The following is a 26,369-nucleotide window of genomic DNA, read 5'->3' as shown; positions in this document are numbered from 1 at the left end:
CTCAGCCCTCCCGTGCCGCCGCGCACACCCCGCGGCAGATCCGTGCCAGGTCCTCCGCCCCGGTGATGTACGGCGGCATCACGTACACCAGGTCCCGGAACGGCCGCAGCCATACGCCCTCGCGCACCGCCGCCGCCGTCGCGGCCGCCATGTCCACCGGATGGTCCAGCTGTACGACGCCGATGGCGCCGAGCACCCGCACCTCGTGCACGCCCGGCAGCTCGCGCGCCTCCGCGAGCCCGTCCAGCAGGCCCGCCTCGATCCGCTTGACCTCCCGCGCCCAGTCCTGCTCCAGGAGCAGGTCGATGGAGGCGGAGGCGACGGCCGTGGCGAGCGGGTTGCCCATGAACGTCGGCCCGTGCGCCAGGACCGGCACCTCGCCCTGCGAGATGCCGTCCGCCACGCGCGGCGTGCACAGCGTCGCCGCCAGCGACAGGTAGCCGCCGGTCAGCGCCTTGCCCAGACACATGACGTCGGGCGCCACGCCCGCCTGCTCGGCCGCGAACAGCGTGCCCGTCCGCCCGAAGCCGGTCGCGATCTCGTCGAAGACGAGCAGGACGTCGTGCGCGTCGCACGCCTCCCGCAGCACCCGCAGGTACGCCGGGTCGTGGAAGCGCATCCCGCCCGCGCCCTGCACCACCGGCTCCACGATCACCGCGGCCAGCTCGTCCGCGTGGCGCGCGATCAGCTCCCTGAGCTCGTCCGCGTACGTCTCGTCGTACGCGGCCGGCGGCGGCCCCGCGAAGAGCTGCCGGGGGAGCACCCCGGACCACAGCCCGTGCATGCCGCCCTCGGGGTCGCAGACCGACATCGGCTGCCAGGTGTCGCCGTGGTAGCCACCGCGCCAGGTCAGCAGCCGCTGCTTGGGCGGGCGGCCGATCGAGCGCCAGTACTGCAGGCACATCTTGACGGCGACCTCGACCGCCACCGAGCCCGAGTCGCACAGGAACACGTGGCGCAGCGGCTCCGGCGTGATCTCGACCAGCCGGGTGGCCAGCCGCACGGCGGGCTCATGGGTGAGTCCGCCGAACATGACGTGGCTCATCCGGCCGAGCTGCCCGCTCGCGGCCTCGTTGAGCACCGGGTGGTTGTAGCCGTGGATCGCGGACCACCAGGACGACATGCCGTCGACCAACTCGTGCCGCCCGTACGCCGGTTCCGTGAGCCGCAGCCGTACGCCGGAGGCGGACTCGACGACCAGCGGGTCGGTACGGCCCGGCATCGGGCTGTACGGGTGCCACACGTGGGCCCGGTCCAACGCGACCAGTTCGCGGTGGGGGAGCGGCTCAGGCATTGGGCGCCAGGTCCGTACCGGCGCCACGACGGCGCACCGCGACGAGGTCGGGGCGGGCCGTCTGCGGCTCGGCCACCGCCGGTGCCACCGCCGGAACCTCCGCCGGAGCCTCCGCGTCCGACCCGCACACCGAGCCGGAGCCGCAGCCGCCGCCCGAGGAGCCACAGGACGCGGCGTCCGAGCGGTGCTCCGGCAGCGTCGTCGTGTCCGTGCCCTCCACCTCGAAACCGGCGTCCGCGATCATCTCCAGGTCCGCCTTGCCGGCCTGGCCCTCGCTGGTGAGGTAGTCGCCCAGGAAGATCGAGTTCGCGAGGTGCAGCGCCAGCGGCTGGAGCGTGCGCAGGTGCACCTCGCGCCCGCCCGCGAGCCGGACCTCGACGTCCGGGCAGACGAACCGGACCATCGCCAGGATGCGCAGCGCCCGCTGCGGGGTGAGGTTCCACTCCTTGGCGAGCGGCGTGCCCTCGAAGGGGATGAGGAAGTTCACCGGCACCGAGTCCGGGTCCAGTTCGCGCAGCGCGAAGACCACGTCCACCAGGTCCTCGTCGCTCTCGCCCATGCCCGCGATGAGCCCGGAGCAGGCGGACAGGCCCGCGGCGTGCGCCTTTTGCACCGTATCGACGCGGTCCGCGTAGGTGTGGGTGGTCGTGATGTCCCCGTACGTCCCCTCGGACGTGTTCAGGTTGTGGTTGTACGCGTCGGCGCCCGCCGAGCGCAGCCGCTCCGCCTGGCCGTCGGAGAGCAGGCCCAGGCAGGCGCAGACCTCGACGCCCTCGTTCTCTTCCTTGATCGCCGCGATGGTCTGCGAGACGCGGTCCACGTCCCGGTCCGTCGGCCCGCGGCCACTGGCGACCAGGCACACCCGCTTGGCACCGCCCGCGACGCCCGCGGCGGCCGCCTTCGAGGCCTCCTCCGGCTTCAGCCAGGTGTACTTGAGGATCTCGGCCTTGGACCCGAGCCGCTGGGAACAGTACGAGCAGTCCTCCGGGCACAGGCCCGACTTCAGATTGACCAGGTAGTTGAGCTTCACCCGGCGCCCGAACCACTTGCGCCGCACCTTGCCGGCCGCGGCCACCACATCGAGCAGCTCGTCGTCGGAGGTCGCCAGCACGGCGAGCGCTTCTTCGCGGGTCGGCAGCTCGCGCCGAAGCCCCTTGTCCACCAGCGTGTTCAACAGGTCCATGGCGCCGATCCTGTCCTACGGCACACCCCCTGGCCAAGGAGGAACCGGACAAGAGAGCGGCTGAGCGGTGTGTGTATGACCACACTGTGCCCCCCGCTGTCCCGGGCTAGGGTCTGTGCGCTGCCTACAAAAGGGACCCGACCCATGCCGCAGGAAGACCCCTTCGACTGGACCGACGCCGAGGCGCGCCGCCGCACGGACGCCGGTCTGGTACGCGTGCTCCGCCCCCGGCCCGCCGAGCCGGAGCTGCTCGACCTGGCGAGCAACGACTACCTCGGCCTCACCCGCCACCCCGCCATCACGGAGGCGGCCGCCGAGGCCGCCCGCCGCTGGGGCGCCGGCGCCACCGGTTCGCGCCTGGTCACCGGCACCACCGAGCTCCACACCGAGCTGGAGCGCGAACTGGCGGACTTCTGCGGCTTCGAGGCCGCCCTGGTCTTCTCCTCCGGGTACGCGGCCAACCTGGCCGCCCTCACCGCGCTCAGCGCCCGCGGTTCCCTCATCGTCTCGGACGCGGGCAACCACGCCTCGATCGTCGACGGCTGCCGCCTCTCGCGCGCCGAGACCGCCGTCGTTCCGCACGCCGACCCCGACGCCGTGAACAAGACCCTCGGCACCCACCCCGGCCGCCGCGCCCTCGCCGTGACCGACTCGGTCTTCTCGGTCGACGGCGACGCGGCGCCGCTGGCGGAACTCGCAGCCGCCTGCCGCGCGCACGGCGCCGCGCTGGTCGTCGACGACGCGCACGGCCTCGGCGTGCTGGGCGACGGCGGGCGCGGGGCGCTGCACGCGGCGGGGCTCGCGGGCGACGCGGACGTCGTCGCCACGCTCACGCTGTCCAAGTCCCTGGGCAGCCAGGGTGGAGCGGTCCTCGGCCCGGCGCGCGTGATCGACCACCTGGTCAACGCCGCGCGGACCTTCATCTTCGACACGGGCCTGGCCCCGGCCGCGGCGGGCGCCGCGCTCGCGAGCCTGCGTCTGCTGCGCGCCGAGCCGGGCCTGGCCGGCCGGGCGCGTACGGTCGCGGCCACCTTGCACGGGCGGCTGACGGCGGCGGGCCTGACCGCCGTGCGGCCGGACGCCGCCGTCGTCTCCGTACGCGCCCCGTCGCCGGAGCAGGCCGTGCGGTGGGCCGCGGACTGCCGCGCCGAGGGGCTGGCGGTGGGCTGCTTCCGGCCGCCGTCGGTGCCCGACGGGATCTCGCGCCTGCGGCTCACCGCCCGCGCCGATCTGACAGAGGTTCAGATCGAGACGGCCGTGGCCACGATCCTCCGAACGGCGCCGGACCCGGCGCCGGTCAGCCCGCCTGCTTCAGGGAGCTGACGAAGGACGTCCAGGCCGCCGGGGAGAACCGCAGCGGCGGCCTGGCGGTGTCCTTCGAGTCGCGCACGGCCAGCCGCGCGGCGTCGAGACGGGCCGCCTCGACGCAGTTGTTCATGCCCACGCTGCGGCTGCTGCGCCGCCACTGCGGGCCATCGTGGTGTGCGAGGTAAGCAGACATGTGGGGTGCCTCTCCCTGGGGGGTCTCTCGCCGATCAGGCGGGATCAGCGCGAGAACCCCTACGCGCCGTCACCGATCCCGGCGATGAGTTCCGACGACTCCTCGGGCGTCAGGGCGTGCGCCTGCATGGTGCGGAACGCGGCGCTGTACGCCTCGAGGTCTTCCGTGCGTTCGAGATAGAGGCTACTCGTCAAGTGGTCGAGAACCACCACATCCAGATCAGACATGTTCGCGAAGGAGAAAATAACGAAAGGCCCGGAGAGGCCGACGTACCCGCCCACCGCGAACGGCAGCACCTGGAGCCGCACATGGGGCAGGTCCGCCAGCTCCCGCAGCCGCCGCAGCTGCGCCCGCATCACCCCCGGGCCGCCCACCTGCCGCCGCAGCACCGCCTCGTCCAGTACCGCCTCCAGGCGTAGCGGCGGATCGCCGAACAGCACCTCCTGGCGGGCGAGCCGCACCTCCACCAGCGAGTCGACCGCCGTCACCGGCAGCCCGTCCAGCGCCGCGCGTGTCACCGCCCGCGCGTAGTCGGCCGTCTGCAGCAGGCCCGGCACCACCGAGGTCTCGAGTGTGCGCGCCGCGCACGCCTGCGACTCCAGGCTGATGAAGTCCTGGTACTGCGGCGGCAGCACGCCCCGGTACGCGTGCCACCACCCCGTGCCGCCGCCGTCCGCGGCCGCGCCGGAGAGGGCCTCCACCAGCGCGCGCTGGCGCGGTTCACGTACGCCGTAGGCGTCGAGCAGCCGTGACACGTCCTCGCCCGTCACCCCGCTGGCACCCGTCTCGATCCGGCTGACCTTCGACTGGTGCCAGCCGACGAGCCGGGCCGCGTCCCGGCTGGTGAGCCCGGCTCTCAGGCGCAGCCGCCGCAACTCCTCGCCGAGCTTGCGGCGCCGCACCGCCGGACCGTGCCGCGTGCCCCGCACGACAGCCCCACCTCCCGCCCTCCGGAACGCTGGACCAACCCGCCAGTCTGCCCGCCGGAACCGCTCTCGCGTAGCAGGGTTCACCGCTTCGAGCGACAGATATATGCATATCTTGGGGGATCGGCCCCACCTGGGGCGACATAAGTGGCACTCTGGCGCGAAGCGCAATCCGAGGCCGTCCTCGCACAACATCCGCTCCCTGTCGGAGTCCGGCCCCGGTGGGAAAGGGACAGCGTCGCCATGGCAGACCACCAGGAAGCATCCGTCACTCTGCCGAGCGATCCAGCCTCGGTCTCCGCAGCCCGCAGATACGTGGCGGACGTTCTTACCGAATGGGGCCTGCCGGCCGAGTCCGACACGGCGGACGCGGTACGGCTGATCGTCTCCGAGCTCACCACCAACGCCGTCCAGCACACCTTCGGGCAGTCACCGACCTTCACGGTGGACATCCGGCTGGAACGGGACGAGCAGCTGCGCATCGGTGTCACCGACAGCCACCCGCGCTGGCCGCAGCGCCTGCCCGCGGCCGTGCAGCAGGACAACGGCCGCGGCATGGTCATCATCCGCTGGCTCACCGCCGAACGCGGTGGCCGCCTGACGGTCACTCCGACCGGTGAGGGCGGCAAGACGGTGTGGATCGCCCTGCCCTGGTCCGTCCCCGTCCGGGGCTGAGCGCCCGCCCGGTACGGCGGCGGCCCCGTACCGCCTGGGCGTGCGGTACGGGGCGTACGAGCCGTCGCGTCAGCGCACGCGCCCGTAGTAGACCGACTTCGACCAGATGCGGTCGAGCTTGACCACCGAACCCGACTTCGGTGAGTGCCAGATCTTGTTGTCCCCGGCGTACAGGCCCACGTGGTAGACGCGTCCACCGGAGTGGAAGAAGACCAGGTCACCCTTCTGCCGCTGCGACGTGGAGATGTGGCGGGTCTTGTTGTACTGCTGCTGCGCGGTGCGCGGCAGCGTCTTGCCGGCCTTCTTGTACGAGTAGAGCGTGAGGCCGGAGCAGTCGAACCGGGACGGGCCCGCTGCCCCGTACGCGTACGGGGAGCCCTTCTTCGACGCGGCGACGTTCAGCGCCTTCGTGGCGTGCGTCGCGGCGGCGGCCTCGGCCTGGGGGACGGCGCCCGGCGCCAGCATGGTGCCGCCGACGGCGGCGAGCGTCAGTGCCGAGACGGCACCGGCTCGGGACAGCAGAGACGGGACATGAATCTGCGCGGTCATAGCGCAACCCTTCGTCAGCCGCCTGTGAAGGATGACCTGTCGGGTTCGGGCTGGCGAAGTTGCCCGGCCGCTGACGCGGCTTCACCCCAAGGGGCGGCCATGGTGCGCTCGCCCCGGACTGCTTGGGTCCTCCACTCCTGCCGATCCACTCCTGTCGACCAGTCGTCCGGACGGCGGCAGGACTCGGCGTCCGCCCGGGCCGCCCCGCCGCGGTGGCGGGGGCTTGTCGTCGAAGGGATCTTGACCCATGACAGGGCGAAATTCCGAGTCGAAACGGAAGTTTGTGAGGCTCCTCACGACTGATCCATTCGAGTGGACAGAGGCGTTTTGGCGCGACGCGACGGCCGATTGATGATCCGTGGACCAGCGGCGGAAGGTGATGTTCCGCCAGATGCGTACACCATGGGCGCAACTCGTACAGTGCGTAATTCCCTCGTTTGCGTACGCCGAACGAGGGTGGCTCATCGGCCCTTCTGCGCCCATCCGTGCTACGCCGAAATCCCTCATCAGGCGGGCTCCTGAGGGGGCGTCATCCGCGCAGCCCGACATTCGCCATCGAGAACGCACGGCGCACGCGCCAGCGTCCGGGTGTGCGCCTCGCCCTCCCGTGGTCATGCGTCGAGCGCAGTGCTCCCGCGGTGCGGCCGTGCGCCCGCCGAGCGCCCGGTTGACCCCACTCCGGGGGTCGGAAGCGTGCGGGATCGTTTCATCGTCCTCGTGCGGGTGACCGGGCGCGTATCCGGGGTGTGGGGGTGGGTAGCCAGGGGCCGACTCGAGCCAACCGGCGAGTCAGAACCCGTCACCCCGCCACAGGGAGGGAACCCGTATGCGTCGCATCGCGGCCGTCGTCCTCGGAACCATCGCACTCCTCGGATCCACCGTCACCACCGCCTCGGCGGTGGCGGTGCCGGACCCCACCGCCGTCCTCGACTGCGTCACCACCAGCGCGACCGACCTGACCACCATCGTCGACCCCGCCGCGCCCGCCCTCCCCTCGGAGGTCCCGGGCGCGAGCTGCCTGGCCGTCTGAGGCGGGCACCGCGGCTCGCCGGGCGGCACGGGCGCACCCGTACCGCCCGGCGAGCGGCCGCGCCTCGTATACGACCCGCGCTGCGGGCCCGGCGGGTGGCCGCTCGTGTCCCATGGCCAGGCAAAGCGGTAGTTAACCTGCTGGAAAAACTTCTGCCCGAGATTGAAATATCTCTCCCTCACAATCGTTTCCGCAGGTCAACAGAGTGTTGAAGCCGGATAGGGTCCCGCTGCCGCCCGGGGTCGTGCCGGGCGGGAACATGTGAGGTGAAACGTGCAACTGAGCCCGCACGAGCAGGAGCGCCTGCTCATCCATGTCGCTGCCGACGTGGCGGAGAAGCGCAGGGCACGCGGGGTGAGGCTCAACCACCCCGAGGCCGTCGCCCTCATCACCGCGCACATCCTGGAGGGGGCCAGGGACGGCCGGACCGTCGCCGAGCTCATGGCGTCCGGGCGCAAGGTGCTCAGCCGGGACGACGTCATGGAGGGCATCCCCGAGATGATCCACGACGTCCAGGTCGAGGCGACCTTCCCGGACGGCACCAAGCTCGTCACCGTCCACGAGCCGATCGTCTGACGGGGCCCGCCACCGATGATCCCCGGAGAGATCCTCTACGCCGACGAGCCCGTGCCCCTCAACGAAGGCCGCCCCGTCACCCGCCTCACCGTGCTCAACGCCGCCGACCGCCCCGTGCAGGTCGGCTCCCACTACCACTTCGCCGAGGTCAACCCGGGCCTCGCGTTCGACCGCCCCGCCGCCCGCGGCCTGCGGCTCAACATCGCCGCCGGCACCGCCGTGCGCTTCGAGCCCGGCATCCCCGTCGACGTGGAACTCGTCCCGCTCGCCGGCCTGCGTGTCGTCCCCGGCCTGCGCGGACAGACCGGAGGTGCCCTCGATGGCTGAGCTCGCCCGCCCCCAGTACGCCGACCTCTTCGGCCCCACCACCGGCGACCGGATCCGCCTCGCCGACACCGACCTGCTCGTCGAGATCGAGGAGGACCGCTCCGGCGGCCCCGGTCGCTCCGGCGACGAGGCGGTCTTCGGCGGCGGCAAGGTCATCCGCGAATCCATGGGCCAGGCCCGCACCACCCGCGCCGAGGGCGCCCCGGACACCGTCATCACCGGCGCCGTCGTCCTCGACCACTGGGGCGTCGTCAAGGCGGACATCGGCATCCGCGACGGCCGCATCACCGGCATCGGCAAGGCCGGCAACCCCGACACCATGGACGGCGTCCACCCGGACCTCGTCATCGGCCCCGAGACCGAGATCATCGCCGGCAACGGCAAGATCCTCACCGCGGGCGCCGTCGACGCGCACATCCACTTCATCTCGCCGACCGTCGTCGAACAGGCGCTCACCTCCGGCATCACCACCCTCGTCGGCGGCGGCACCGGCCCCGCCGAGGGCAGCAAGGCCACCACCGTCACCCCCGGCCCCTGGCACCTCGCCCGGATGTTCGAGGCGCTGGAGACGTACCCCGTCAACATCGGCCTGCTCGGCAAGGGCAACACGATGTCGCGCGAGGCGATGCACTCCCAGCTGCGCGGCGGCGCCCTCGGGTTCAAGATCCACGAGGACTGGGGGGCGACCCCGGCCGTCATCGACGCCTGCCTCGGCGTCTGCGACGAGACCGGCGCCCAACTGGCCATCCATACCGACACGCTCAACGAAGCCGGGTTCGTCGGCGACACCCTCGCCGCCATCGCGGGCCGCACGATTCACGCGTACCACACCGAGGGCGCGGGCGGCGGTCACGCCCCCGACATCATCACCGTGGTCTCGGAGCCGTACGTCCTGCCCAGCTCCACCAACCCGACCCGCCCGCACACCGTCAACACGCTCGACGAACACCTCGACATGCTGATGGTCTGCCACCACCTCAACCCGGCCGTCCCCGAGGACCTGGCGTTCGCCGAGTCCCGCATCCGGCCCTCGACCATCGCGGCCGAGGACATCCTGCACGACATGGGCGCCATCTCGATCATCTCCTCCGACTCCCAGGCGATGGGCCGCGTCGGCGAGGTGATCCTGCGGACCTGGCAGACCGCCCACGTGATGAAGCGCCGCCGCGGCGCCCTGCCCGGCGACGGCCGCGCCGACAACCACCGCGCACGCCGCTACGTCGCCAAGTACACGATCAACCCGGCCGTGGCCCAGGGCCTCGACCACGAGATCGGCTCCGTCGAGACCGGCAAGCTCGCCGACCTGGTGCTCTGGGACCCGGCGTTCTTCGGGGTGAAGCCGCAGACCGTCATCAAGGGCGGGCAGATCGCGTACGCGCAGATGGGCGACGCCAACGCGTCCATCCCCACGCCCCAGCCGGTCATGCCCCGCCCCATGTTCGGCGCACTGGGCCGGGCCGCGGCGGCGGGCTCGTACAACTTCGTCACGCACAGCGCCCTCGACGACGGCCTGCCCGAACGGCTCGGACTGCACAAGGGGTTCACGGCGATCAAGAGCACCCGGGGCGTCACCAAGGCCGACATGCGGGAGAACGACGCCCTGCCGCGCGTCGAGGTCGACGCCGACACCTTCACGGTGACGATCGACGGAGAGCCGGTCGACCCGGCGCCCGCCGCCGAACTGCCCATGGCCCAGCGTTACTTCCTCTTCTGAGGTCGCCGCCGATGTCCCGCGCTGCTCTGCTCGTCCTCGCCGACGGCCGGTTCCCCGCCGGTGGCCACGCCCACTCCGGCGGCGCCGAACCGGCCGTCAAGGCGGGGCGCCTCCGCGACGCCCGCGACCTGGAGGCCTTCTGCCGCGGCCGCCTGCACACCACGGGCCTCACCTCCGCGGCGCTCGCCGCCGCGGCCGCCCTCGGCCTCGACCCCGCCGCCCTCGACGAGGCCGCCGACGCCCGCACCCCCTCGCCCGCGCTGCGCGCCACCGCCCGCAAGCTCGGCCGCCAGATGCTGCGGGCCGCCCGCGCCACCTGGCCGGGACCCGAACTCGACGCGCTCGCCCGGGCGTTCCCGCGCGGCGCGCACCAGCCGGTCGTGCTGGGGATCGCCGCGCGGGCGGCCGGGCTCGGGCCCGAGGACGCGGCGCACTGCGTCGCGTACGAGACGGTCAGCGGCCCCGCCACGGCCGCCGTCCGCCTGCTGAGCCTCGATCCCTTCCACGCCACCGCCGTGCTGGCCCGCCTCGCCCCCGCCATGGACGAGGTGGCCGCCCGCGCCGCGGACGCCGCCCGGCAGGGCATCGACGCGCTGCCCGCCGCCTCCGCGCCGCTGCTCGACATCACCGCCGAACAGCACGCCGCCTGGCCCGTACGCCTCTTCGCCTCGTAACTCGCCTCGTCACAAGGAGCTCCCCGTGCACCTCGACCACACCCACGACGGCCCCGCCGCCGTCAGCGCCGACGCCCACCGCCCCGACGGCACCCGCCGTGCCCTGCGCATCGGCCTCGGCGGCCCCGTCGGTTCCGGCAAGACCGCCACCGTCGCCGCACTCTGCCGCGAACTGCGCGACCAGCTGTCCCTCGCGGTCGTCACCAACGACATCTACACCCGCGAGGACGCGGAGTTCCTGCTGCGCAACGCCGTCCTGCCGCCCGAGCGCATCCAGGCCGTGGAGACCGGCGCCTGCCCGCACACCGCGATCCGCGACGACATCTCCGCGAACCTCGAAGCCGTCGAGGACCTGGAGGGCACAGTCGGCCCGCTCGATCTGATCCTCGTCGAGTCCGGCGGCGACAACCTCACCGCCACCTTCTCCAAGGGCCTCGTCGACGCCCAGATCTTCGTCATCGACGTCGCCGGCGGCGACGACATCCCCCGCAAGGGCGGCCCCGGCGTCTCCACCGCCGACCTGCTCGTCATCAACAAGACCGACCTCGCCCCGTACGTCGGCTCCGACCTGGAGCGGATGGCCCGCGACGCCAAGGAGCAGCGCGGCGACCTCCCCGTCGCCTTCACCTCGCTCACCGGCGAGCAGGGCGTCGCGCCCGTCGCCGCCTGGGTGCGCGAGCAGCTCGCGGCCTGGACCGCATGAGCCTCCACGCAACCCCTCGGACCGTCGCCACCCCGCGCGTCGTCGCCACCGCCCGGATCGTCGCCACCCCCGCCGGGCTGCCGGTCCTCCAGAGCGACGGGCCGCTCGCCCTGCGCCGCACCCGGGCCGCCGGCCCGTACCACCGGGTGACCGTCGTCGGCGCGATGACCGCCCCGCTGGGCGGCGACCGGCTCGCCGTCGAGGCGGACGTACGGGACGGGGCGCGGCTCACCGTGGACTCGGCGGCCGCGACGGTCGCCCTGCCCGGCCGCGTCGCCGACGAGGCGCACTACGACGTCCGCCTGGCGGTCGGCCGGGACGCGGAGCTGCGCTGGCTGCCGGAGCAGCTGATCTCCGCGCACGGCTCGCTCCTCCGCATGCGCACGACCGTCGAACTCGCCGACACCGCACGGCTGGTGCTGCGCGAGGAACAGGTCCTCGGCCGCCACGGCGAGGCCCCCGGCACCCTCGCCACCCGCCTCACCGTGCGCCGAGGCGGGCGCGCCCTGCTGGACCAGGAGCTGGCGTACGGCCCCGGCGTGCCCGGCGGCTGGGACGGGCCGGCCGTCCTCGCCGGGCACCGCGCCGTCGGGCAGCTCCTCGTCGTGGACCCCGCGTTCGCCGACCGGCCGGTCGAGCCGCGCCCGCTGGGCGGGACCGCCGTTCTCACCCCGCTCGCCGGGCCCGCGGCCCTGGTGACGGCCGTCGCCCCGGACGCGCTGCGCCTGCGGCGCGTCCTGGACGAGGCGCTGGCCCACCTGGAGGGACCCGGGCGTGTTGCCGTAACGGCAACAACAGTTGGCGCACCCGGGGCCTGAGCGGCAGCCTCGTCCCCGTCGAGGCCCGCCAGGGCCATCGAAGCCGTCGAGAACCAGGAGGCCGCACCATGTCCACGCCCAACAACCGCGTCCACCACGTCCGCGCCGGCGAGCTGGACGGCCACGCCGCCATCAGCGGCTCCACGGTCGGGTCGAAGAAACTCTGGATGGGCATGGTGGTGAACCCGCCGCTGAGCGCCACGGACAACCACCACCACGGCGACTCGGAGGCCGGGATCTACGTCGTCAGCGGTCACCCCGTCTTCGTCTACCACGACGGCACCCGGGAGGTGCGGATCGCCGGGGGCCCGGGCGACTTCTTCCTCGTCCCGCCGTTCGTCCCGCACCGTGAGGAGAACCCCGACCCGCACGAGCCCGCGGTCGTCGTGATCGCCCGGACCACCCAGGAACCGATCAAGGTCTCCGTACCCGAGCTGTACCGGCTCACGGAGGAGCCGGCCTAGCCGATTTCAGTGCCGCAACCTGGGGAGCCTGCGGCCCTGTTGCCCGGTCTCACGCGCCTTCACCGTGGCCGCGTACTCGTCCACGTACTCCTGTCCCGACAGGGCGAGGACGCTGTACATGATCTCGTCGGTGACGGCGCGGAGTACCGCCTTCTCGTCCTCCAGCCCCGCGAACCGCGAGAAGTCCAGCGGCTCGCCGAAACGGATCGTGACGCGCTTGATCCTGGGTACGACCTGTCCCGGCGGCTGGATCTCGAACGTCCCGACCATCGCGCAGGGGATCACCGGCACCCCGGCCTTGAGAGCCATCACCGCGACCCCGACCTTGCCCTTGTAGAGCCGGCCGTCGTGCGAGCGCGTGCCCTCCGGGTAGATCCCGAGCAGCTCGCCCTTGGCCAGCACGCCCAGCCCCTCGCGGATCGCCGCCTGCCCGGCCTCCTTGCCGGAGCGGTCCACCGGGATCTGCCCCGCGCTGCGGAAGAAGGCCGCGGTCAGCCGGCCCTTGAGTCCGGGACCGGTGAAGTACTCCCGCTTCGCCAGGAAGGTGATGCGCCGCTTCAGCACGGCCGGCATGAGGAAGTGGTCCGAGAACGACAGGTGGTTCCCCGCGACAATCGCCGGGCCGTGCTGCGGAATGTGCTCCAGTCCCTCGGTCCTCGGCCTGAACAGCAACCGGAGAACCGGCCCGAGCAGTACGTACTTGAGCACGTAGTAGAACATCGTGGGTTGGCTCCCTACTCTGCCGGACGGCTTCGGAGCTGTGCCTGATGACGGATCGGAAAGTCATCCTGTCCTATACCCGATCCTCGCCCGTGCTGCCGTGTACCCGTGTCGACGCCGACGTGTTCGGGTCGTGCCCGCGGCTGTCCGGGCGGTGGGACCCGCCGAGCGGGGTACATGGGGACGGACCTGTCCGGGCGATGAAGGGTGAGGACGTGCGAAGGCAGCTGCTGTGGACGCTGGTCATACGAGGGATGGCGGCCCTGCTGTTCGGGCTGGTGGCGCTGATGTGGCCGGGGGTGACGGTGCTGGCGCTCGCTCTGCTGTTCGGCCTCTACGCGCTCGTCGACGGCGTCACCCTGCTGGTCGGTGCCTTCCGCCGGGAGGGCGACCGGGGACACCGTGCGGCGCACGCGGTGGGCGGAGCGCTCGGCGTCGCCACGGGTGTGATCACCATCATCTGGCCGGGCGTCACCGCGCTGGCACTGGTCGTCCTGGTCGGCGCGTGGGCGGTGGTCACCGGTGTCGCGGAGATCTGGGCAGCGGCGCGCTTCCGTCGTGAACTGCACCACGAGTGGGTCCTGTACGTCGCCGGTGCGGCCTCCGTGATCGCCGGGGTTCTCCTCTGGGCCTGGCCCGGCGCGGGGGCGATCACCCTCGCCCAGGTCATCGGGGTCTACGCGCTGATCTCCGGCGCACTGGTGCTGGCCGCGGCCCGGCGGCTGCGTGGCGCCACCACGGCCGCCCACTCGGCGCGGCATGCCCGGCACGCTTAGGGCCTGATCCGAAAGACAGGCCCTAGACGGCGTCGCACGCCGTGTCCAGGAGGTGAGGGCAACGACCTGGTTAGGGATGCGCATATGCGGGAAGACGCGGGAGGAAGAGGGCCGGCGAGAGGACCAGGAGCTATGGGGGGCGCGCTTATGCGTAGGGACAGCACGGCCTCCCTCGAGGCCACCAGACCGGTCCGGGTGAAAACCGCCTCCGCCTCACGGACCTTCCCCGACGCGCGCGGTGCCATCGCGGCGGCGAGGGACTTCACCGCATCGTTCCTGCGGGCGCAGGCGGACGCGGGGGTGCCGATGGGGCCGCGCACCGTGGAGGACGCCCGGCTGGTGGTGAGCGAGCTGGTCACCAATGTCGTACGCCACGCGGCGGGGCCCTGCCGCGTGGAGCTGGCCCTCGCCCGCGGCATGCTGGAGATCGCCGTATCGGACGCCTACGCGGTGGCCCCGATCGCCCACGCACCCGACCCGGGAAGGGTGGGGCAGCATGGACTGGAGATCGTCCTCGCGCTGTGTGAGAGCGTGGACGTGGAGCCGATCCCTTCGGGGAAGCGCGTGCGGGCGCGCCTGAGAGTGACGTGACCGAGAGCGCGGTTCGGAGGAGGAAAGCGGGAATGGAGCCTTCTGGGGTGCAGGTAAGAGTGGAGCCCCGGCCGGCCGGCGTCGGTGTCGTCACCATCAGCGGCCAGCTCGACTACGACGGAGTCGCCGTACTGGAGCAAGCAGTCACGTCCGCCCAGGCGCAAGGTCTGCGCAATCTGCTCCTGGACTTGTCCCCCCTGACGTTCATGGACTCCTCGGGGGTCAACGCCTTCCTCCGGGCACAGCGCGCCACCACCTCCACCGGCGGATGGCTCCGGCTCGCCAGCGCCCAGCCGTCCGTGCTCAGAGTGATCGAGCTCGTCGGCCTCGGCCAGGCGATCCCCCTGTACGGCACCGTGGAGGAAGCGCTGGAAAGCTGAGCCGAGAACGCGTCCCACTCCGGGTGGCATGAGATGCCGAAGAGGGGGTAGGCGCGGCTCACCGGCTCGCCAGAGCTCGAACGACGTGTGCTGATGTGATGTGGGAGGGGACAGGGCGATGACGACTGTTGTGGCGAGGGGAACGGAAACACCGGCCGGGGTCGAGGCGCTGCCCGAGATCACCGACCCCGGCAGCCTCGCACCGAAGGACGCCCGCGCCCTGTCGAAGATGTTCTTCGACAAGCTGACGGTTCTCGAAGAGGGCACGCCGGAGTACCAGTACGCCCGCAACACCCTCATCGAGATGAACATGTCGCTCGTCCGGTACGCCGCCGGCAGGTTCCGCAGCCGCGGCGACCAGATGGAAGACATCGTGCAGGTCGGCATGATCGGCCTGATCAAGGCGATCGACCGCTTCGAACTCTCCAGGGAGGTCGAGTTCGCCACCTTCGCCGTGCCGTACATCGTCGGCGAGATCAAGCGGTTCTTCCGCGACACCTCGTGGGCCGTCCACGTGCCGCGCCGCCTGCAGGAAGCACGCGTCGAACTGGCCAAGGCCACCGAAGAACTCGGCACCCGGCTCGGTCGTTCCCCCAAGGTCAGCGAACTGGCCGCCCTGATGGACCTCTCCGAAGACGAGGTCATCGAGGCCCAGCTGGCCTCGAACGGGTACAACTCGACGTCCCTCGACGGGGCGATCAACAGCGGCGGCGACGACGACACCGCCCTCGCCGACTTCATCGGCGCGGAAGACCCGGGCATGGAACTGGTGGAGAACTTCCAGTCCCTGGCACCCCTGATCCACCAGCTCGACGACCGCGAGCGCCGCATCCTCCACCTGCGGTTCGTCGAGGAACTCACCCAGGCCCAGATCGGTGAAGACCTGGGCGTCTCCCAGATGCAGGTCTCCCGGCTGCTCACCCGCATCCTGGTGCGTCTGCGTACGGGGATGCTCACCCCGCACTGAGCGGGGTGCTTCGACGGGGCCATGGGCCCCACGCCGACTCAGGCGGTTTCGGCGGGGGCCTCATGGCCCCCGCCGGTTTCGCCTTCCAGCGCCCCGTCGTCCTCGAGGGCGAGGCGGAAGCCGCTCAGGCCGGTGGCGAGGGCCGCTCGCTGGGAGGCCGGCATGGCCGAGAGCACTGCGGCCAGGGCTGCTTGGCGACGGGCGCGGAGGTTCTTGAGGTAGTTCTCGCCGCGGCTGGAGAGGCGGAGTTCCAGTTCGCGGCGGCTGGCGGCGCTGGGGGTGCGTTCGATGAAGCCGAGGGCGCCGAGGCGGTCGCACATCCTGCTGACCGAGGAGGGTGCGGAGCCCAGGACCTCTCCGAGGGTGCGCAGGTTGATGGGCTGGTCGCGGTCGAGGATGTACAGCACCCGCAGCTGCGAGGAGGAGACGGGGGCGGGTGAGGTCATGTCCCGGCCCTTGTTCCACAGCACCTCGAGCAGCTCGATGACCTCGCGGGCGGCGAGCGCGGCAGCATCCCGGTCGCCGCCCGGGGGAGTCTCGGAATGCATGCCCTCAACTGCGGCATCGCGCATCGGCCTTGTCAGCCTCCGCGACATGACCCCTCCTCAGTACTCCTGAGCCACAACCTCACCGCAGGCCCGGCCGGCGGTTCCGTACATCAGGTACGCGTCACACCACCTGGATACCGATGAGGCAGGTGTCGTCGTCGGTATCCGACTTGCTGTGCTTGAGCAGACCGTCAAGACGGTGCTCAAGGGAGGTGCTCGGTATACGGGCATTGCTCAGCAGCTTGGCCAGGGAGTCCTGGACGGACTCGTCCCGGCGCTCGACCAACCCGTCGGTGTACATCAGCAGGGTGTCGCCGGGGGACATCGGCAGCTCCTCCTCCTCGTAGGAGGCCTCCGACAGTGCGCCGAGGAGGACCCCGCTGACCGTTCGCAGGGTGGTCGCCTTCTCCCCGCGGATCAGCACGGGCGGGAGGTGGCCCGCACGGGCCCAGCGCAGCGTGCCCTTGTGCGGGTCGTACAGTCCGCACACCGCTGTGGCGGTGACGTGCTCGGTCAGGTGGTGGGCCACGATGTTCAGCCACGACAGCAGCTGCCCCGGGCCGGCGCCGGTGACCGCCAGACCGCGCATGGCGTTGCGCAGCACCACCATGCTGGTGGCGGCCTCTATGCCGTGCCCGGCCACGTCACCCACACACAGCATGACCTGCTTGGAGGGCAGCACGACGGCGTCGTACCAGTCCCCTCCCACCATGGACTCCGACTCCGCCGGCCGGTAGCGGACGGCGATCTGCAGTCCCGGGCTGTCCAGCGGCGCCTGCGTGGGCGGCATGATGGCGTGCTGCAACTGCAGCGTCAGGCGGTTGCGCTCGGCGGCCTGCTGCTCGGTGTGGGCGAGTTGGTCGCGGGTGGCCGCCAGAGCGACCTCGGTCCAGTGCTGTGCGGAAATGTCCTGGTAGGCGCCGCGCACCGCCAGCAGCCTGTGGGCGGCGTCGAGGACCGGCTCGGCGATGACCCGGATGTGCCGGGTGACCCGGTCGGGGCGGAGCAGGCGGAAGTCCGCCGACGCGGGCCGCCGGTGGTGCAACACGGCGCGCAGGAAATGGTCGATGGCCTCGGCGTCGTCCGGGTGGGCATGGGCGGCCAGCTCCTCCAGCGGCACGGGCCGGGACTTGTGGGGACGGCCGTAGAGGTCGAACAGCTGGTCGTTCCACGTGATCTCGCCGGTGGCGACGTTCTCCTCGAACCCGCCGATCCTGCCCAGGCGCTGGGCGTGCTGCAGAAGATTCGCCAGACGCGCCGCCTCGTCCTCGACGCGCCAGATCAGCAGCACGCTGCTGCCATGGCGGCTGACGCTGATGTCGGCCACGGAGGCGAGAGGCACCTGATCGACCAGGGCGGTCAGGGTCATGCGCCGGGCTCGGAACGGCTCACCGGTGGCATAGACGCGCTCGATGCTCTCGAACAGCTCGCTGCCGCCGACCGCCATGGGGTACGCCTCCAGCAGCAGCGCTCCGTCCACGGCGTTGCGGGGGCGTCCGGCGGGGTCGACGAAGCGGCCGTTGACGTGGTGGATGCGGAAGTCGACGAGCTCACCCTCGGGCCCCAGGAAGGGGGTCAGGACCAGAGCCGGGTCGTAGAGGCCCTCCGCCAGGTGCGTGAGCTCGGACAGGTCCGGCGGGGTGATCCAGGTGTCCGCCGAGGGCGCGACCGGGGCCCCGGGGCGGCCCTCGAGGGTGTGGGCGCACAGCTCCGCCAGCGCCTCGATCTGCCGCTCGATCTGCGGCGGGTGGGGCTCCAGGGGACCTGGCCAGCAGATCTCCAGAATCCCGTGGATGCGGCCACCGGTTCCCGCGGGGACGGCGACGCGCCCGCCGCCGGGGTTGAGGGCCCACCCGATGGAGGGCAGACCGGCCGCGCGCAGGGAGGCGGCCCGGATCGCCTGCCGCCGGCTCAGTGCCTGGCGTGCCAGCGTGGACACGCCCGGGGGTACGTAGCGCCAGCGGCCGGCCTCGTCCGCCGGGAACCCGGCGTGACCGGCCAGCGTCAGCGACGCGTCGGAGCCCGCCGTCCACACCGCGACGGCGCTGGCGCCCAGCGGCGTCAACGCGTGGTCCAGCAGCGACTCCGCGACCGCCTGGGTGTCTCCCGCCGCCAGCGCGGCGCTTTCGGCCGTGCGCAGCCGGACACCGATGGAGGCGCGCTCCTCGGTGGCGGTCATCGCCTCATTGGTCGCTCGCCTGGCGAACTCGGTGGCAATGTCGGTGACGTGGTCCCGGGCCGCCTGGTTGATGATCTCCGCCGCCAGCTCCAGCTGGGAGACACCCGCCTCTTCGGCCAGCGCGGCCAGCTGCTGGGCGGCCACCGCGGGGCCGCACCCGAGCCGCTCGATCAGCACGCCCTTGGCCAGTTCGAGCAGGGCCCGGCCGTCGGCGGCCGCCTGCGCGGCGCGGATCTCGCCGCGCAGGCGTTCCACCGTCGCGGCCAGTCTGCCCACCCCCGTGGCCCGCTCACCGTCGGAGGGATCCTGCGGCACTTCGGCCTCGGCCTGAAGTCCGGGATGCTCAGGAGTACTCACTGCGCTGATGACTCCTCGATCGGTACGGACGGTGGGGGCATAGGGGCGAGGACCGGCGGCTGCGGGCCCGGCGGCCCCGTGCCGGTGCTCAGGCGGGGATCCAGCGCCCGATGCAGGCGATGAGATCGTTGGCGTCCACCGGCTTGGTGACGTAGTCGCTCGCTCCCGAAGCCAGGCTCTTCTCCCGGTCACCGGGCATGGCCTTCGCCGTCACCGCGATGATGGGGAGATGGGCGTGGGCGGGATCCCGTCTGATGGCGGCCGTCGCGGCGTAGCCGTCCATCTCGGGCATCATCACGTCCATCAGGATGAGATCGATCTCCGGATGCTCGCGCAGCGCCTCGATCCCCCTCCGGCCGTTCTCGGCGTGCAGCACCTCGATGCCGTGCATCTCCAGGATGCCGCTGATGGCGTACAGGTTGCGGGCGTCGTCGTCCACGACCAGCACCGTGCGGCCGGCGAGAGCGCCGTCGACGGACTGGGACGCCTGGGGGAGTGCCTCCTCCGTACGCACCAGCGGCAGCACGTCCCCCGGCTCCTCCGCCGACAGGTGCAGCGCGATCCGCTCACGCAGCTCGTCGAGGCTGGAGATCAGCTCCAGCGGCCGTGCGTCGGCACGGGCCTGCAGCTCGTCCTCCTGAGCCCGCTCCAGGCGACGGCTGTTGTGCGCCAGGACGGGCACGGTCATCGCGGCCGCGTCACCGTCCATGGCGTCCAGGAACTGCATGGCCGCGCCCTTGGGCATGTCGAGCTCCAGGACGACGCAGTGGAAGGGCCCGGCGGCCAGGCTCTCGGCCGCTTCCTGGGCACCCACCGCGGTGATGACCTCGATCTCCGCCGTGTGCTTGGGAAGGTCCCCGTTGCCGGACAGGTCGGCCACCGCGCTCTCGGCGACCAGGGAGAGCAGACCGCGGCTGCGCTCCTCGACCACCAGCAGCCGCCGCTTCTGGCGCGGCACCGACGCGGGGCGGGCCGTCACGCCGCTGTCCGCCCGGTCGGCGGTCGCGTGCTCGGTGGCCGACGCGGATCCCGGGAGGGCGCTGGACTCCCAGCCGGCCCGTGCGATCGGCAGGTACAAAGTGAACGTACTGCCCTTGCCCAGAACACTGTCGGCGGTCAGCGCGCCACCCAGCAGGTGCGCGATCTCCCGGCTGATGGACAGCCCCAGGCCGGTACCGCCGTACTTGCGACTGGTGGTGCCGTCCGCCTGCTGGAAAGCACCGAAGATGGTCTCCAGGTGCTGCTCGGGGATGCCGATTCCGGTGTCCTTGACCCGGAAGGCCATCACCGGCACACCACGCTGCACCGAGCCCGGCAACTCGCTCTCCGTGGCCATCTCGATGCGCAGTTCGACACTGCCGCGCTCGGTGAACTTCACCGCGTTGGAGAGCAGGTTGCGCAGCACCTGGCGCAGTCGCGAGTCGTCGGTCAGCAGGTCGGTCGCGGCGCCCGGAGCGGTGCTGATGGTGAACTCGAGGTTCTTCTGCGTGGTCATGGGGCGGAAGGTCGCCTCGACGTAGTCGAGGAGCTGCCGCAGTGCCACCACTTCCGGGTTGATGTCCATCTTGCCGGCCTCGACCTTGGACAGGTCCAGGATGTCGTTGATGAGCTGGAGCAGGTCCGACCCGGCCGAGTGGATGATGCCCGCGTACTCGACCTGCTTGGGGGTCAGGTTGCGGGTGGGGTTCTGGGCCAGCAACTGGGCGAGGATGAGCAGGCTGTTCAGCGGGGTGCGCAGCTCATGGCTCATGTTGGCCAGGAACTCCGACTTGTACTTGGAGGCGAGGGACAGCTGCTGGGCCCGCGTTTCCAGTTCCTGCCGGGCCTGTTCGATCTCCAGGTTCTTGGTCTCGATGTCGCGGTTCTGGGCGACCAGCAGCGCCGCCTTCTCCTCCAGCTCGGCGTTGGACCGCTGGAGCTCCTCCTGCTGCACCTGCAGTTCGGCGGAGCGCGCGCGCAGTTCGGCGGTCAGCCGCTGCGACTCCTCCAGCAGCTCATCCGTGCGGGCGTTGGCGACGATGGTGTTGACGTTGACGCCCAGCGTCTCCATCAGCTGCTCGAGGAAGTCCCGGTGGACCGGGGTGAAGGGCCCGAACGACGCCAGCTCGATGACACCGAGTACCTGGTCCTCGACCACGATCGGCAACACGATCAGGCTGACCGGGGTGGACTGCCCCAGCCCGGAGGAGATGCTGAGGTAGTCGCCGGGCAACTTGTCGACGGCGATCGTCCGCCGGCTGCGCGCGGCCTGCCCCACCAGCGACTCGCCGAGCTTGAACCGGGAGTGCCCACCGAAGCCGACCGGGCGCCCGTAGGAGCCGACGAGCCTCAGCTCCGTGCCCTCCCGGGTCTCCTCGGCCAGGTAGAAGGCGCCGTACTGCGCCGACACCAGCGGTGTCAGCTCGTCCATCACCAGCTCCGCGACCACCGCCAGGTCCCGGTGACCCTGCATGAGGCTGGAGATCCGGGCGAGGTTGGACTTGAGCCAGTCCTGCTCCTGGTTGGCCAGAGTCGTCTCGCGCAGTGACTCCACCATGGTGTTGATGTTGTCCTTGAGCTCGGCGACCTCGCCGGAGGCGTCGACCGTGATGGAACGGGTCAGATCACCCTCGGCCACCGCGCTCGCGACCTCGGCGATGGCCCGTACCTGGCGGGTGAGGTTGCCGGCGAGCTCGTTGACGTTCTCGGTGAGCCGCTTCCACGTGCCGGACACGCCCTCGACCTCGGCCTGGCCGCCCAGCCTTCCCTCACTGCCGACCTCTCGGGCCACGCGCGTCACCTCGGCGGCGAACGCGGACAGCTGGTCGACCATGGTGTTGATGGTCGTCTTGAGTTCCAGGATCTCGCCGCGGGCGTCGACGTCGATCTTCTTCGAGAGGTCTCCGTTGGCGACGGCGGTGGTGACGAGGGCGATGTTGCGGACCTGGTTGGTCAGGTTGTTCGCCATGGAGTTGACGTTGTCGGTCAGGTCCTTCCAGGTGCCGGCCACATTGGGGACCCTGGCCTGACCGCCGAGCATGCCCTCGGTGCCCACCTCGCGGGCGACGCGGGTGACCTCGTCGGCGAACGCGGAGAGCGTGTCGACCATCGTGTTGATCACGCCGGCGAGAGCGGCCACCTCGCCCTTCGCCTCGACAGTGATCTTCTGTGAGAGATCGCCCTTGGCCACCGCGGTGGCCACCTGTGCGATGGAACGCACCTGGCCCGTCAGGTTGGAGGCCATCACGTTGACGTTGTCGGTCAGGTCCTTCCACGTGCCGGAGACCCCCCGGACGGTCGCCTGACCACCGAGGTTGCCCTCGGTGCCGACCTCGCGGGCGACGCGGGTGACCTCGTCGGCGAAGGCGGAGAGCTGGTCGACCATCGTGTTGATGGTCTCCTTCAGCTCCAGGATCTCGCCGCGCGCGTCGACCCGGATCTTCTGGGACAGGTCTCCCTGGGCGACCGCGGTGGTGACCTCGGCGATGGAACGCACCTGGGCGGTCAGGTTGTCGGCCATCACGTTGACGGACTCGGTCAGGTCCTTCCACGTGCCGGAGACGCCCTTGACGTCGGCCTGGCCGCCGAGACGGCCCTCGGTGCCGACTTCCCGGGCGACGCGGGTGACCTCGTCGGCGAAGGCGGAGAGCTGGTCGACCATCGTGTTGATGGTGTTCTTCAGCTCCAGGATCTCGCCCCGAGCGGTGACCGTGATCTTCTGGGACAGGTCGCCCTTGGCCACCGCGGTGGCCACCTGGGCGATCGAACGCACCTGGGCCGTCAGGTTCCCGGCCATGAAGTTCACCGAGTCCGTCAGGTCCCGCCAGGTACCCGAGACGCCCTTGACGTCGGCCTGACCGCCGAGGATCCCTTCGGTGCCGACCTCGCGCGCCATGCGGGTGACCTCGTCCGCGAACGAGGAGAGCTGGTCGACCATCGTGTTGATGGTGTTCTTCAGCTCCAGGATCTCGCCGCGCGCGTTGACGGTGATCTTCTGGGACAGGTCGCCCTTGGCCACCGCGGTGGTGACCTGCGCGATGTTGCGGACCTGGTCGGTCAGGTTGCCGGCCATGAAGTTCACCGAGTCGGTCAGGTCGCGCCACACGCCACCGACACCCGGCACCTCGGCCTGTCCGCCCAGCTGGCCTTCGCTGCCGACCTCGCGGGCGACGCGGGTGACCTCGTCGGCGAAGGCCGAGAGCTGGTCGACCATCGTGTTGACGGTCTCCTTCAGCTCCAGGATCTCGCCGCGCGCGTCCACGTCGATCTTCTGGGACAGGTCGCCCTTGGCCACCGCGGTGGCCACCTGGGCGATGTCCCTCACCTGGGTCGTCAGATTGCCCGCCATGGCGTTCACCGAGTCGGTCAGGTCGGCCCAGGTACCCGATACGCCGGGCACCACGGCCTGCCCGCCCAGGGTGCCCTCGGTGCCGACCTCGCGGGCCACCCGGGTCACCTCGGAGGTGAACAGCGACAGCTGATCGACCATGCCGTTGAAGACGGTGGCGATCTCCCCGATCAGCCCCTCCGCCTCATCGGGCAGGCGGGTGCCGAAGTCTCCGTCGCGGACCGCGGTCAGGCCGGCCAGCAACTGCCGAAGCTCCGGCTCGCCCACTTTGCCGCCCCCACGAGCGGGCCGCGTACGCGGTACGGCACGCGCCCCTTCGACCACCGTCTCAGCCATGACCAACCTCGTTCCTCAGATGCCACGACGAAAAGACCGAACAGACGCACGCCCCACTGGCAGGGCGGGCCTCAGTTGTTTTGACTGTCTAACCATTGCCGTACGGCAAATACGTAGCAGCCTAACCCGAGTGGCGCAGTGAGGGCAATCCAGCCCTAAGGGCGCACGTGCGCGACCCGGCGCTTGCGCGGCGGGATGCGGGGCACACGCGGAGTGCGGCAGTGCCCGGTGACTCCATGAGTCGGCAACTCCGGTGTCACGAACAGAACTTCGGCAGCAAAGGAGCTTGTCATGTCCGACGCATCCCGACCCCAGGCGGAGTACCCCCACACGGGGTACGGGCCAGGCCACGGCTCCGCCGGGGTGAGTGGTGAGCGACCCGGGCGGGGGATGGCGATCGCCGCGCTCGTCACCGGTGTCCTGTCCCTCCTGCTGTTCTGGCTCTGGTTCGTGGGCGTCCCGCTGGCCATCGCGGCCATCGTGCTCGGTGTCATCGCGATGCGTCGTGCCCGGCAAGGGCGCGCCACCGGCAAGGGTATGGCGATCACGGGTCTCGTGCTCGGGTCGCTCGCGGTGGTGGGGACGGCGATCCTGATCGCGGTGGGGGTGTCCATCCTCAACTCCGACAGCGGGCGGGACTTCCAGGCGTGCGTGGACAAGGCGCAGACCGAGTCGGCCCGGCAGGAGTGCGCCGACGACTTCGGCCGCGAGCTGAGCGACTGAGCGGGCGGCGGGTAACGGACGCAACGGACGTGACCGGGGTGGCCGGTGTCGCCGCCGCGTCATGGGTGCGACGTCCAGCGTACGGCGACGACGGTCGTGCCCTGCCCCGGTGTGGTGTGTACGTGGAACTCGTCCATCAGCCGGCGTGCGCCGCCCAGGCCGTGGCCTGGGCGGGCGACGTCGGTGGAGAATCCGTCGACGAAGGAACCGTCGAGGTCGGCGATGCCCGGCCCCTGATCCGTCACCGACACCCGCAGCCCCCGTCGCCCCGACTGCTGGACGACTCTCACCTCGCAGGCGCCGCCCCCGCCGTGGACGTAGGCGTTGCGCGCGAGTTCGCTGGCCGCGGTGACGATGCGCGTCTGGTCCACCAGCTTGAAGCCGGCCCGCACGGTCGCGGTGCGTACCGCGTGGCGCAGGGCGAGGAGGTCCTCCTCGCTCCGCAGGGGATGGGTGACGGCGGCGATGCCCGGCTCGTCCTCCGCCGCAGCGGTGGCCGTCGGGTGGGGTGTGCCGCTGACGTCGTCATCGTGGGGGAGCATGCGCAGCCCCTTCCTGGGGCACTTCAGCCCGGTACCGGCCCAGGGCGTTCGCGCCCTGGGCGCCGAGGGGGGTGATCCATGAGCTGCCCACCTCCGCAACAGTTGTCGTATGGCAAATGTAGCCCCCTCGCGCGGGTGCCGGAAGGCGCTCTCGAGAGGTATGTGTCGGCCGATGCCGGGCATCAGGAGGAAGGCAAACCGGCACACATCCCCTATGAGCGGCTATGAGCGACAGCGACACACGGGCGAGTGAGGCGCAAGCGCGGACGCCCACACGTGCGGGCCGGGGCGAGGTCCACGCCCGAGAGGCGGCCGCCGCCCTGGTGGCTCTCTCGGAATTCGCGGATCTGCACGCCCCCAGTCCGGTGTCCTCCCTCGCCTCGCGGGCCCTGGCGGCGGTGGAGGAGTCCGCCCCCCTGGGGCTGAGCGACCTGGGGAAGGTGCTGGACATCACGACGGCGTCGGCCAGTCGACTGTGCGTGCGGCTGGAGGGTGCGGGTCTGCTGGTCCGCCGGTCCCACGCCGACGACCGGCGCAAGACGGTGCTGGCGCTGACGCCGGCCGGCGTCGAGGTGGTGGAGGAGTGGCGGGCGCGCCGGGCGGACGCCCTCGCGACGGCGCTCCCGCGCTCCGCTGCCCGGCTCCTCGCGGTCAAGGCGGCCTGTGACCTCGCCCGGGATCGTCTGCGGGGTGCCATGTCGAAGGGGGAGGAGAGGTAGAGGAAGGAGCGTACTCCAGTGGTTACCCCAGAGAAACAGTTGCCGTTTGACAACTGTATGGCCGAGGAAACACTCTTGCCTTGTGCGAGTCCCTCCGCGTGCCGCGACCCTGGCGCGCACGCTCAAGAACAAGGCAGGTCACTGTGAAGCGGACGGCGTGCCGGGCACCCTCGGCAAGTCATGCGGTCACCTCTGCGCCACCGGCCTTGTCGGGCTCCTCGGTGTCCTGGGTGTCCTCGAGGGCGAGGCGGAAGCCGCTCAGGCCGGTGGCGAGGGCCGCGCGCTGGGCGGCCGGCATGGCGGAGATGACCTCCACCAGTGCCGCTTCGCGGCGGGCGCGGAGGTCTTTGAGGTAGTTCTCGCCGCGGCTGGAGAGGCGGAGTTCGAGTTCGCGGCGGCTGGCGGCGCTGGGGGTGCGTTCGATGAAGCCGAGGGCGTCGAGGCGGTCGCACATCCTGCTGACCGAGGAGGGTGCGGAGCCCAGGACCTCTCCGAGGGTGCGCAGGTTGATGGGCTGGTCGCGGTCGAGGATGTACAGCACCCGCAGCTGCGAGGAGGAGACGGGGGCGGGTGAGGTCATGTCCCGGCCCTTGTTCCACAGCACCTCGAGCAGCTCGATGACCTCGCGGGCGGCGTGTGCGGCAGCATCCCGGTCGGCGCCTGGAGAAGTCTCGGAATGCATGCCCTCAACTGTGACACTTCGCAACGGCCTTGTCAGTCTCCGCGACATAAGAGGCCATCCACTCCTTTTACGCAATTCTCTCGAACAG

27 protein-coding genes and 1 riboswitch are annotated in these 26,369 nt (G+C 71.3%); of the genes, 16 read left to right on the top strand and 11 right to left on the bottom strand.

The genetic code is table 11. The annotated features are described in order from the left end of the window. Nucleotide 1 precedes the first annotated feature (1 nt). Together AB0A69_RS14800 and bioB are read right to left on the bottom strand one after the other, a co-directional pair. Nucleotides 2-1,294: an adenosylmethionine--8-amino-7-oxononanoate transaminase gene (locus AB0A69_RS14800; RefSeq protein WP_361420464.1), complete on the bottom strand. Its 1,293-nt coding sequence runs from the start codon at nucleotides 1,292-1,294 to the stop codon at nucleotides 2-4. Next, the gene (bioB, locus tag AB0A69_RS14795) at nucleotides 1,287-2,477 is read right to left on the bottom strand and encodes a biotin synthase BioB (RefSeq protein ID WP_361420461.1); all 1,191 of its coding nucleotides are present in this window, start codon (nucleotides 2,475-2,477) and stop codon (nucleotides 1,287-1,289) included. The genes AB0A69_RS14800 and bioB overlap by 8 nt, the downstream gene beginning before the upstream one ends. Nucleotides 2,478-2,621: 144 nt before the next feature. Here bioB and AB0A69_RS14790 point away from each other — a divergent pair, with 144 nt between their 5' ends. Further along, nucleotides 2,622-3,800 carry an 8-amino-7-oxononanoate synthase gene (locus AB0A69_RS14790; protein WP_361420458.1) on the top strand — a complete coding sequence of 393 codons (1,179 nt, stop codon included), beginning with the start codon at nucleotides 2,622-2,624 and terminating at the stop codon, nucleotides 3,798-3,800. Here AB0A69_RS14790 and AB0A69_RS14785 read toward each other — a convergent pair. Then, nucleotides 3,775-3,978 (bottom strand): DUF397 domain-containing protein, encoded by a 204-nt coding sequence (locus AB0A69_RS14785; protein ID WP_361420455.1) that lies wholly within the window; start codon nucleotides 3,976-3,978, stop codon nucleotides 3,775-3,777. The genes AB0A69_RS14790 and AB0A69_RS14785 overlap by 26 nt on opposite strands. A 59-nt stretch (nucleotides 3,979-4,037) precedes the next feature. Then, a complete protein-coding gene (locus AB0A69_RS14780) occupies nucleotides 4,038-4,907 on the bottom strand; it encodes a helix-turn-helix transcriptional regulator (RefSeq protein ID WP_361420452.1) in 870 nt (289 codons plus the stop codon). Nucleotides 4,908-5,147: 240 nt separating this feature from the next. Here AB0A69_RS14780 and AB0A69_RS14775 point away from each other — a divergent pair, with 240 nt between their 5' ends. Then, the gene (locus tag AB0A69_RS14775; protein WP_361420449.1) at nucleotides 5,148-5,579 is read left to right on the top strand and encodes an ATP-binding protein; all 432 of its coding nucleotides are present in this window, start codon (nucleotides 5,148-5,150) and stop codon (nucleotides 5,577-5,579) included. Between the two features lie 69 nt (nucleotides 5,580-5,648). Here the strand turns inward: AB0A69_RS14775 and AB0A69_RS14770 are convergent, their stop codons facing one another. Continuing rightward, nucleotides 5,649-6,128, bottom strand: coding sequence for a C40 family peptidase (locus tag AB0A69_RS14770; RefSeq protein WP_361420446.1), 480 nt, complete (start codon nucleotides 6,126-6,128; stop codon nucleotides 5,649-5,651). A 4-nt stretch (nucleotides 6,129-6,132) separates the two neighbouring features. Continuing rightward, nucleotides 6,133-6,314, bottom strand: a riboswitch (cyclic di-AMP (ydaO/yuaA leader). 640 nt (nucleotides 6,315-6,954) lie between these two features. On the opposite strand from AB0A69_RS14770, the gene AB0A69_RS14765 reads away from it, so the two are divergent. The 8 genes from AB0A69_RS14765 (at nucleotide 6,955) to AB0A69_RS14730 (ending at nucleotide 12,434) form a co-directional block, all read left to right on the top strand. Further along, entirely contained in the window at nucleotides 6,955-7,158 is a 204-nt protein-coding gene (locus AB0A69_RS14765) for a hypothetical protein (protein ID WP_361420443.1), read from the top strand. Nucleotides 7,159-7,431: 273 nt separating this feature from the next. Then, nucleotides 7,432-7,734, top strand: a complete 303-nt coding sequence (locus tag AB0A69_RS14760; protein ID WP_355368514.1) for an urease subunit gamma — start codon at nucleotides 7,432-7,434, stop codon at nucleotides 7,732-7,734. Between the two features lie 15 nt (nucleotides 7,735-7,749). Then, nucleotides 7,750-8,061 carry an urease subunit beta gene (locus tag AB0A69_RS14755; protein WP_361420440.1) on the top strand — a complete coding sequence of 104 codons (312 nt, stop codon included), beginning with the start codon at nucleotides 7,750-7,752 and terminating at the stop codon, nucleotides 8,059-8,061. Then, nucleotides 8,054-9,775, top strand: a complete 1,722-nt coding sequence (locus AB0A69_RS14750) for an urease subunit alpha (protein ID WP_361420437.1) — start codon at nucleotides 8,054-8,056, stop codon at nucleotides 9,773-9,775. Before AB0A69_RS14755 ends, AB0A69_RS14750 begins: the two co-directional genes overlap by 8 nt. Before the next feature lie 11 nt (nucleotides 9,776-9,786). After that, complete coding sequence (locus tag AB0A69_RS14745; RefSeq protein WP_361420434.1) at nucleotides 9,787-10,449, top strand: urease accessory UreF family protein; 663 nt, start codon at nucleotides 9,787-9,789, stop codon at nucleotides 10,447-10,449. A 25-nt stretch (nucleotides 10,450-10,474) separates the two neighbouring features. After that, a complete protein-coding gene (gene ureG, locus AB0A69_RS14740; protein ID WP_361420431.1) occupies nucleotides 10,475-11,152 on the top strand; it encodes an urease accessory protein UreG in 678 nt (225 codons plus the stop codon). Beyond that, on the top strand, nucleotides 11,149-11,970 hold the full coding sequence (locus tag AB0A69_RS14735; RefSeq protein ID WP_361420428.1) for an urease accessory protein UreD: 822 nt from the start codon (nucleotides 11,149-11,151) through the stop codon (nucleotides 11,968-11,970). The genes ureG and AB0A69_RS14735 overlap by 4 nt, the downstream gene beginning before the upstream one ends. A 68-nt stretch (nucleotides 11,971-12,038) precedes the next feature. Beyond that, on the top strand, nucleotides 12,039-12,434 hold the full coding sequence (locus tag AB0A69_RS14730) for a cupin domain-containing protein (protein ID WP_361420426.1): 396 nt from the start codon (nucleotides 12,039-12,041) through the stop codon (nucleotides 12,432-12,434). 6 nt (nucleotides 12,435-12,440) lie between these two features. Here the strand turns inward: AB0A69_RS14730 and AB0A69_RS14725 are convergent, their stop codons facing one another. Beyond that, nucleotides 12,441-13,154: a lysophospholipid acyltransferase family protein gene (locus AB0A69_RS14725; RefSeq protein WP_361420423.1), complete on the bottom strand. Its 714-nt coding sequence runs from the start codon at nucleotides 13,152-13,154 to the stop codon at nucleotides 12,441-12,443. A gap of 215 nt (nucleotides 13,155-13,369) precedes the next feature. On the opposite strand from AB0A69_RS14725, the gene AB0A69_RS14720 reads away from it, so the two are divergent. From AB0A69_RS14720 to AB0A69_RS14705, 4 genes are all read left to right on the top strand, one after another. Beyond that, nucleotides 13,370-13,930, top strand: coding sequence for an HdeD family acid-resistance protein (locus AB0A69_RS14720; protein WP_361420420.1), 561 nt, complete (start codon nucleotides 13,370-13,372; stop codon nucleotides 13,928-13,930). Nucleotides 13,931-14,125: 195 nt separating this feature from the next. Beyond that, nucleotides 14,126-14,521, top strand: a complete 396-nt coding sequence (locus AB0A69_RS14715) for an ATP-binding protein (RefSeq protein ID WP_361420417.1) — start codon at nucleotides 14,126-14,128, stop codon at nucleotides 14,519-14,521. Between the two features lie 47 nt (nucleotides 14,522-14,568). Continuing rightward, nucleotides 14,569-14,901, top strand: coding sequence for an STAS domain-containing protein (locus AB0A69_RS14710; RefSeq protein ID WP_361420414.1), 333 nt, complete (start codon nucleotides 14,569-14,571; stop codon nucleotides 14,899-14,901). Nucleotides 14,902-15,019: 118 nt separating this feature from the next. After that, entirely contained in the window at nucleotides 15,020-15,868 is an 849-nt protein-coding gene (locus AB0A69_RS14705; protein ID WP_361420411.1) for an RNA polymerase sigma factor SigF, read from the top strand. A 38-nt stretch (nucleotides 15,869-15,906) separates the two neighbouring features. On the opposite strand, the gene AB0A69_RS14700 is transcribed toward AB0A69_RS14705, so the two are convergent. The 3 genes from AB0A69_RS14700 to AB0A69_RS14690 form a co-directional block, all read right to left on the bottom strand. Beyond that, complete coding sequence (locus AB0A69_RS14700; protein WP_361420408.1) at nucleotides 15,907-16,416, bottom strand: MarR family transcriptional regulator; 510 nt, start codon at nucleotides 16,414-16,416, stop codon at nucleotides 15,907-15,909. A 121-nt stretch (nucleotides 16,417-16,537) separates the two neighbouring features. Beyond that, a complete protein-coding gene (locus tag AB0A69_RS14695) occupies nucleotides 16,538-18,910 on the bottom strand; it encodes a SpoIIE family protein phosphatase (RefSeq protein ID WP_361420804.1) in 2,373 nt (790 codons plus the stop codon). 130 nt (nucleotides 18,911-19,040) lie between these two features. Further along, complete coding sequence (locus AB0A69_RS14690) at nucleotides 19,041-23,615, bottom strand: HAMP domain-containing protein (protein WP_361420405.1); 4,575 nt, start codon at nucleotides 23,613-23,615, stop codon at nucleotides 19,041-19,043. Between the two features lie 291 nt (nucleotides 23,616-23,906). On the opposite strand from AB0A69_RS14690, the gene AB0A69_RS14685 reads away from it, so the two are divergent. Then, nucleotides 23,907-24,338, top strand: a complete 432-nt coding sequence (locus AB0A69_RS14685; RefSeq protein ID WP_361420402.1) for a DUF4190 domain-containing protein — start codon at nucleotides 23,907-23,909, stop codon at nucleotides 24,336-24,338. A 59-nt stretch (nucleotides 24,339-24,397) separates the two neighbouring features. Here AB0A69_RS14685 and AB0A69_RS14680 read toward each other — a convergent pair whose 3' ends face one another. Further along, a complete protein-coding gene (locus AB0A69_RS14680; protein WP_361420801.1) occupies nucleotides 24,398-24,886 on the bottom strand; it encodes an anti-sigma regulatory factor in 489 nt (162 codons plus the stop codon). A 218-nt stretch (nucleotides 24,887-25,104) separates the two neighbouring features. Here AB0A69_RS14680 and AB0A69_RS14675 point away from each other — a divergent pair, with 218 nt between their 5' ends. Then, a complete protein-coding gene (locus AB0A69_RS14675) occupies nucleotides 25,105-25,599 on the top strand; it encodes a MarR family transcriptional regulator (protein ID WP_361420399.1) in 495 nt (164 codons plus the stop codon). A gap of 178 nt (nucleotides 25,600-25,777) precedes the next feature. On the opposite strand, the gene AB0A69_RS14670 is transcribed toward AB0A69_RS14675, so the two are convergent. Next, complete coding sequence (locus AB0A69_RS14670) at nucleotides 25,778-26,281, bottom strand: MarR family transcriptional regulator (RefSeq protein ID WP_361420396.1); 504 nt, start codon at nucleotides 26,279-26,281, stop codon at nucleotides 25,778-25,780. Nucleotides 26,282-26,369: the final 88 nt, after the last annotated feature.

This window comes from Streptomyces sp. NPDC045431, from assembly GCF_040646655.1.
GTDB lineage: Bacteria > Actinomycetota > Actinomycetes > Streptomycetales > Streptomycetaceae > Streptomyces.
The sequence above is the reverse complement of the archived record's forward strand: the minus strand, read 5'-3'. Positions and strand labels throughout refer to the sequence as shown.

What these genes read in the sequence shown, in the direction of transcription:
- AB0A69_RS14800 (WP_361420464.1), bottom strand. Translation starts at nt 1,294, where the DNA reads ATGCCTGAGCCGCTCCCCCACCGCGAACTGGTCGCGTTGGACCGGGCC.
- bioB (WP_361420461.1), bottom strand. Translation starts at nt 2,477, where the DNA reads ATGGACCTGTTGAACACGCTGGTGGACAAGGGGCTTCGGCGCGAGCTG.
- AB0A69_RS14790 (WP_361420458.1), top strand. Translation starts at nt 2,622, where the DNA reads ATGCCGCAGGAAGACCCCTTCGACTGGACCGACGCCGAGGCGCGCCGC.
- AB0A69_RS14785 (WP_361420455.1), bottom strand. Translation starts at nt 3,978, where the DNA reads ATGTCTGCTTACCTCGCACACCACGATGGCCCGCAGTGGCGGCGCAGC.
- AB0A69_RS14775 (WP_361420449.1), top strand. Translation starts at nt 5,148, where the DNA reads ATGGCAGACCACCAGGAAGCATCCGTCACTCTGCCGAGCGATCCAGCC.
- AB0A69_RS14770 (WP_361420446.1), bottom strand. Translation starts at nt 6,128, where the DNA reads ATGACCGCGCAGATTCATGTCCCGTCTCTGCTGTCCCGAGCCGGTGCC.
- AB0A69_RS14765 (WP_361420443.1), top strand. Translation starts at nt 6,955, where the DNA reads ATGCGTCGCATCGCGGCCGTCGTCCTCGGAACCATCGCACTCCTCGGA.
- AB0A69_RS14755 (WP_361420440.1), top strand. Translation starts at nt 7,750, where the DNA reads ATGATCCCCGGAGAGATCCTCTACGCCGACGAGCCCGTGCCCCTCAAC.
- AB0A69_RS14750 (WP_361420437.1), top strand. Translation starts at nt 8,054, where the DNA reads ATGGCTGAGCTCGCCCGCCCCCAGTACGCCGACCTCTTCGGCCCCACC.
- AB0A69_RS14745 (WP_361420434.1), top strand. Translation starts at nt 9,787, where the DNA reads ATGTCCCGCGCTGCTCTGCTCGTCCTCGCCGACGGCCGGTTCCCCGCC.
- AB0A69_RS14735 (WP_361420428.1), top strand. Translation starts at nt 11,149, where the DNA reads ATGAGCCTCCACGCAACCCCTCGGACCGTCGCCACCCCGCGCGTCGTC.
- AB0A69_RS14730 (WP_361420426.1), top strand. Translation starts at nt 12,039, where the DNA reads ATGTCCACGCCCAACAACCGCGTCCACCACGTCCGCGCCGGCGAGCTG.
- AB0A69_RS14725 (WP_361420423.1), bottom strand. Translation starts at nt 13,154, where the DNA reads ATGTTCTACTACGTGCTCAAGTACGTACTGCTCGGGCCGGTTCTCCGG.
- AB0A69_RS14705 (WP_361420411.1), top strand. Translation starts at nt 15,020, where the DNA reads ATGACGACTGTTGTGGCGAGGGGAACGGAAACACCGGCCGGGGTCGAG.
- AB0A69_RS14700 (WP_361420408.1), bottom strand. Translation starts at nt 16,416, where the DNA reads ATGCATTCCGAGACTCCCCCGGGCGGCGACCGGGATGCTGCCGCGCTC.
- AB0A69_RS14690 (WP_361420405.1), bottom strand. Translation starts at nt 23,615, where the DNA reads ATGGCTGAGACGGTGGTCGAAGGGGCGCGTGCCGTACCGCGTACGCGG.
- AB0A69_RS14685 (WP_361420402.1), top strand. Translation starts at nt 23,907, where the DNA reads ATGTCCGACGCATCCCGACCCCAGGCGGAGTACCCCCACACGGGGTAC.
- AB0A69_RS14675 (WP_361420399.1), top strand. Translation starts at nt 25,105, where the DNA reads ATGAGCGACAGCGACACACGGGCGAGTGAGGCGCAAGCGCGGACGCCC.
- AB0A69_RS14670 (WP_361420396.1), bottom strand. Translation starts at nt 26,281, where the DNA reads ATGCATTCCGAGACTTCTCCAGGCGCCGACCGGGATGCTGCCGCACAC.